The sequence below is a fragment of the Streptomyces sp. WAC05374 genome (genome assembly GCF_004353505.1).
Taxonomy (GTDB): domain Bacteria; phylum Actinomycetota; class Actinomycetes; order Streptomycetales; family Streptomycetaceae; genus Streptomyces.
Window position 1 is genome coordinate 342,663 of sequence record NZ_SMNQ01000006.1, and the last position, 6,000, is coordinate 348,662.

Annotated in this window: 4 protein-coding genes; all 4 read left to right on the plus strand. The window is 71.2% G+C overall.

Features of this window, described 5'->3' with window-relative positions; translation table 11 throughout:
• Positions 1 to 102: 102 nt before the first annotated feature.
• The 4 genes from E2B92_RS15755 (at position 103) to E2B92_RS15770 (ending at position 5,732) form a co-directional block, all read left to right on the plus strand.
• Positions 103 to 561 (plus strand): ATP-binding protein, encoded by a 459-nt coding sequence (locus E2B92_RS15755; RefSeq protein ID WP_126885864.1) that lies wholly within the window; start codon positions 103 to 105, stop codon positions 559 to 561.
• A 237-nt stretch (positions 562 to 798) separates the two neighbouring features.
• Positions 799 to 3,189: a sodium-translocating pyrophosphatase gene (locus E2B92_RS15760; RefSeq protein ID WP_126885865.1), complete on the plus strand. Its 2,391-nt coding sequence runs from the start codon at positions 799 to 801 to the stop codon at positions 3,187 to 3,189.
• Positions 3,190 to 3,412: 223 nt separating this feature from the next.
• The gene (locus E2B92_RS15765; protein ID WP_126885867.1) at positions 3,413 to 4,087 is read left to right on the plus strand and encodes a small secreted protein; all 675 of its coding nucleotides are present in this window, start codon (positions 3,413 to 3,415) and stop codon (positions 4,085 to 4,087) included.
• A gap of 103 nt (positions 4,088 to 4,190) precedes the next feature.
• Positions 4,191 to 5,732 carry a DUF7059 domain-containing protein gene (locus tag E2B92_RS15770; RefSeq protein WP_133087564.1) on the plus strand — a complete coding sequence of 514 codons (1,542 nt, stop codon included), beginning with the start codon at positions 4,191 to 4,193 and terminating at the stop codon, positions 5,730 to 5,732.
• The last annotated feature ends 268 nt before the right edge of the window (positions 5,733 to 6,000 follow it).

Genomic DNA, 6,000 nt, shown 5'->3' on the forward strand with positions numbered 1-6,000 from the left:
CCCGGCCGGCGGCGTCGGCCGGAGGATGCGGGAGGAAGAAGGAGGGTGCCGGGCGTCCAGCCCGGTTCCTGGAGGCACGCTCGCACGTCCGAGGGGGACCGCATGGCCACCGTTGAACTCCGCTTCAGCGCCCAGCCCGAGCACGTCAGGACCGCCCGCCTCGTGGCGGCCGCCGTGGCGCGCCGGGCCGGGGTCGATGAAGCCGTGCTGGACGAGGTCCGGCTCGCCGTGGGCGAGGCATGCTCCCGCGCCGTCGGGCTGCACCGCAGCAACCATGTGACCTCCCCGATCCGCGTCGTGCTGAACGAGGACGAGAAGGCCTTCTCCATCGAGGTCGGCGACGAGGTCCCGGGCGCGGGCGTCGCTGCGGCGGACGCCGCCGGGGTGCCGGGCTCCCGCAGCGCCGCCCCGGCCGAGGAGTTCGACGACGCGGAGGGCGAGGACGAGATGGGCCTCGCGGTGATCACTGGGCTCGTCGACGACGTCGAGGTGTCGGCCGGCGAGGCGGGTGGCGTCATCCGGATGACATGGCCGACGAATCCCACCGCCATGCTCCCCTGAGCGTCGTACCGGAGAAAAGAAAGGCCCTGCTGAGCAGGGCCTTTTCCTATTTCCTAGATCGACCCACCGAGCGTCAATGGTTCAAAGTCATTACTGCTTTCGAGTGGATTCCTTGCGACCTGCATTTGCCGACTGGCAAGCGAAGGTCAATTCTGTTCTACGGCGCTCTGTTTTGATCAGGTTCTGCTCCCTACAATCCGTCCACGTCTTGAGCTCTTCTGACGTCAAGGAGGACGAATGGCGGGGCTCTTCACCACTCACGTGTCCGACCAACCGACTTCTCTCGCGGCCGCGGTTCTCACCGATGACAATCGGATCATCGTGGTCGTCATCGCGGCCGTGGCCCTGGCCGCCCTGATCGTCGCCCAGCTCCTGGTACGCCAGGTACTGGCGGCCGGTGAGGGCACCGCTGCCATGAAGAAGATCGCGGCGGCCGTCCAGGAAGGCGCGAACGCCTATCTGGCCCGACAACTGCGGACGCTCGGCATCTTCGCGGTCGTCGTGTTCTTCCTGCTCATGCTGCTGCCCGCGGACAACTGGTCGCAGCGGGCCGGACGATCACTGTTCTTCCTGGTGGGCGCGCTTTTCTCGGCGGTCACCGGTTACATCGGCATGCGGCTCGCCGTACGGGCCAATGTGCGCGTGGCGGCCGCCGCGCGTGAGGCGACTCCGGCACCCGGAGAGCCCGAAAAAGATCTGACGACCGTCTCGCACAAGGCGATGAAGATCGCTTTCCGTACGGGTGGTGTCGTCGGCATGTTCACGGTGGGCCTCGGCCTGCTCGGTGCCTCCTGCGTGGTCCTCGTGTACGCGGCCGACGCACCCAAGGTGCTGGAAGGTTTCGGCTTGGGCGCCGCGCTCATCGCCATGTTCATGCGTGTCGGCGGCGGCATCTTCACCAAGGCCGCCGACGTCGGCGCCGACCTCGTCGGCAAGGTCGAGCAGGGCATCCCCGAGGACGACCCCCGCAACGCCGCCACCATCGCCGACAACGTCGGTGACAACGTCGGCGACTGCGCGGGCATGGCCGCCGACCTCTTCGAGTCCTACGCCGTGACCCTGGTCGCCGCGCTGATCCTCGGCAAGGCGGCGTTCGGAGACCTCGGCCTCGCCTTCCCCCTGATCGTGCCGGCGATCGGCGTGGTCACCGCGATGATCGGCATCTTCGCGGTCGCCCCGCGGCGCGCCGACCGCAGCGGGATGGCCGCGATCAACCGCGGGTTCTTCATCTCCGCCGTGATCTCGCTCGCCCTGGTGGCCGTCGCGGTCTTCGCCTACCTCCCCTCCACGTACGCCTCCCTCGAAGGCGTCACCGAAGCCGCCATCCGGGCGCACGACGGCGACCCGCGCATCCTGGCGCTCGTCGCGGTCGCGATCGGCATCGTGCTGGCCGCACTGATCCAGCAACTGACCGGCTACTTCACCGAGACCAGCCGGCGCCCGGTCAAGGACATCGGGAAGTCGTCCCTCACCGGACCCGCCACCGTCGTCCTCGCCGGCATCTCCATCGGCCTGGAGTCGGCCGTCTACACCGCCTTGCTGATCGGCCTGTCGGTGTACGGGGCGTTCCTGCTCGGCGGCGCGTCGATCATGCTGGCGCTGTTCGCCGTGGCCCTGGCCGGCACCGGACTGCTCACCACCGTCGGCGTGATCGTCGCCATGGACACCTTCGGCCCGGTCTCCGACAACGCCCAGGGCATCGCCGAGATGTCCGGCGACGTCCAGGGCGCCGGGGCGCAGGTCCTCACCGACCTCGACGCCGTCGGCAACACCACGAAGGCGATCACCAAGGGCATCGCCATCGCCACGGCCGTACTGGCGGCGGCGGCGCTCTTCGGCTCGTACCGGGACGCCATCGCCACCGCCGTGCGCGACGTCGGTGCCAAGGCGACCGAGATGAACCTGACCATGGACATCTCCCAGCCCAACAACCTGGTCGGGCTGGTCCTGGGTGCCGCGGTCGTCTTCCTCTTCTCCGGGCTGGCGATCAACGCGGTGTCGCGGTCGGCCGGATCGGTGGTCTACGAGGTGCGCCGGCAGTTCCGCGAGCACCCCGGGATCATGGACTACAGCGAGAAGCCCGAGTACGGGCGCGTCGTCGACATCTGCACCAAGGACGCCCTGCGCGAGCTGGCCACGCCCGGACTGCTCGCCGTGATGGCGCCCATCGCCGTCGGCTTCACGTTCGGTGTGGGCGCCCTCGGCGCGTACCTGGCGGGGGCCATCGGCACCGGCACCCTGATGGCCGTGTTCCTGGCCAACTCCGGAGGCGCCTGGGACAACGCCAAGAAGCTCGTCGAGGACGGCCACCACGGTGGCAAGGGCAGCGAGGCGCACGCCGCCACCGTCATCGGTGACACGGTCGGCGACCCCTTCAAGGACACCGCCGGTCCGGCCATCAACCCGCTCCTCAAGGTGATGAACCTGGTGGCGCTCCTCATCGCGCCCGCCGTCGTCCAGTTCAGCTACGGCGACGACGCCAGCGCGGGCGTACGGGCGGTGGTGGCGACGCTCGCGATCATCGTCATCATCGGTGCCGTGTACGTGTCCAAGCGGCGGACGGTCGCGATGGGTGACGAGGACAACAGCACCGCCAAGCGCGTCACCAGCAAGGCCGCGACCCTGTAGTACCGGACTCACCCGGTGTAACGCCTGGTCAGCGCACGGGCGGGCAGAGCGTGCTGACGCTCCGTCCGCCCGTTCGGCCCATCCGCGGTGAGAGCCTTCTCTCCCCGGATTTCCTCTTGATGCAAATGGTTGTAAAAGCGTACGGAACGGTCATTTGACACGCGAATGTCGCCCACTTGGCGTGTATGTTCCGGGGCCGAGAGCCTTGGAAGGGACCGATCCGGTGAACAAGAAGCTTGCGGCCGCACTGTCCGGCGGTGCGGTACTGGTGCTCGCACTGTCGGGGTGCAGCGACGACAACGACGGCGGCGGCGACAACAAGGTGGACGCCTGGGCGAAGAACGTCTGCGACCAGGCGCAGCCGCAGATCCAGAAGAGGGCCAACGCGCAGCAGGCCATCATCTCGACGGCGGCGGACGGCAAGCCCGCCGACATCCAGGCCGCCGACTCGAAGGCCTTCCAGGACATCGCCGACGCGGACAAGGCGCTCGCCAAGGCGGTGCAGGACGCCGGCGTACCGCCCGTCGACAACGGCGAGAAGCTCCAGCAGGACGCGGTCAAGGAACTCAACGCCACGGCGACGGCGTACGAGAACCTCAAGAAGCAGGTCGACGCGCTCGACCCGAAGAACCAGCAGAAGTTCGCCGACGGCCTCCAGGGTGTCGCGGACGGGCTGAAGAAGATCGAGAAGATGGACCAGGACGCGCTGGCCAAGCTCCAGTCCGGCGAGCTGGGCCAGGCGATGGCCAAGCAGCCCGGCTGCCGCAAGGCCGAGGCGACGGTCTCGCCCACCATCCCGCCGGCCAAGCCCGGCCCGGACGCGTCCGCCTCCGCCGGTGCCTCCGCCCCCGCCGCGTCCGCTGCCGGCTCCGCTTCGCCGAGCAAGGCCGGCCAGTAAGGGCCGCCGGTTGTTGTAAGGGCGTTCAATGGAAACCGGCCCGGTTCCCCCATGGGGGCCGGGCCGCGCGTCGTTTGTCAGTGGCGGCGGTCACAATGGGCAGGTGAGTACGACCAGCCTTACCGCCAGCCTCCCGGTGCCCGACCGCGCCGACCGCCTCCGCGACGCCCTGCTCGCCGCCGACTTCACCGCCGACGGCCTGCTCGAACTGCTCGGCGCACCCGCCTACGCCGCGCTCGCCCGCAGCGAGACGGTCCCCGCCCTGCGTGCCACCCGCGCGGACGGGCCGCTCGCCACGCTCGTCCGCCTCTTCCTCCTCCAGCACCCGGTGCCGTCCGAACAGGCGCGCGCCGTGCTGCCGCTGGACGAGGCGCTCGCCGACGGATGGGTGGTCGAGGACGGCGGCGAGGTCCGCGCCACGGTGGACGTACGGCCGTACGGCGGGCCCGAGGGCCAGGACTGGTTCATCGTCTCCGACCTGGGCTGCGCCGTGGGCGGGGCGGCCGGGGCGAGCGGCCGCGGCGAGGGCGTGGTCCTCGGCGTGGGCGGCGCGTCGACCACGCTCGCCGGGATCACGGTCCGTACGCCCGTCGCCTCCGCCCTGGACCTCGGCACCGGCTCCGGCATCCAGGCGCTGCACGCCGCGCAGCACGCCACGCGTGTGACGGCGACGGACCTGAACCCGAGGGCGCTGGACTTCACGCGGCTCACGCTGGCGCTGTCGGGGGCGCCGGAGGCCGACCTGCGGACCGGTTCGCTGTTCGAGCCGGTGGCGTCGGAGACGTACGACCTGATCGTGTCGAACCCGCCGTTCGTGATCTCCCCCCTGGCCGCCGGCAAGGGCAAGGCCGGCGCCCGGCTGACCTACCGGGACGGCGGGATGGGCGGGGACGATCTGTGCCGGTCGCTCGTTCAGACGGCGGGGGAGCGGTTGAACGAAGGGGGGTTCGCGCACTTCCTGGCCAACTGGCAGCACGTAGAGGGCGAGGACTGGCAGGACCGGCTGCGTTCCTGGGTGCCGCGCGGGTGCGACGCCTGGATCGTCCAGCGCGAGGTGCAGGAAGTGACGCAGTACGCCGAGTTGTGGCTGCGGGACGCCGGGGACCACCTGCTGGCGGACCGTGAGGAGTACGCGGCGCGGTACGAGGCGTGGCTGGACGAGTTCGAGGCGCGCAAGACCAAGGCGGTCGGCTTCGGGTGGATCACGCTGCGCAAGTCCGGCGCGGACGAGCCCTCGATCGTCGTCGAGGAGTGGCCGCACCCGGTGGAGCAGCCCCTCGGCGAGACGGTACGGGCGCACTTCGCGCGCCAGGACTACCTGCGCACGCGCGACGACGCGGCGCTGCTCGGCGACCACTTCGTGCTCGCGCCCGAGGTGATGCAGGAGCAGGTCGGGCTGCCCGGCGCCGAGGACCCCGAGCACGTGGTGCTGCGGCAGAACCGGGGCATGCGCCGTGCCACCAAGGTGGACACGGTCGGCGCGGGCTTCGCGGGCGTGTGTGACGGGACGCTCAGCGCGGGACGCATCCTGGACGCCATCGCCCAGCTCATGGGGGAGGACCCGGTGCTGCTGCGGGACCGTACGCCGCAGGCGATCCGGCTGCTGGTGGAGGAGGGCTTCCTGGAGCCGGCGCCGGGACGGTGACGGGCGGCACGGCTTGCGGGGGAGCCGTGCCGGGGTACGGGCGGGAGGAGGAACCCGCCCGCAGGAGGCGGAACCGGCCAACATCCACGCGTCGCCCCGACCTCCGGCGGCCCCCCGGCCCAGGGCCTCCGTTCCTGGGCGCCCGCCCCCCCCCCCCCCCCCCCCCCCCCCCCCCCCCCCCCCCCCCCCCCCCCCCCCCCCCCCCCCCCCCCCCCCCCCCCCCCCCCCCCCCCCCCCCCCCCCCCCCCCCCCCCCCCCCCCCCCCCCC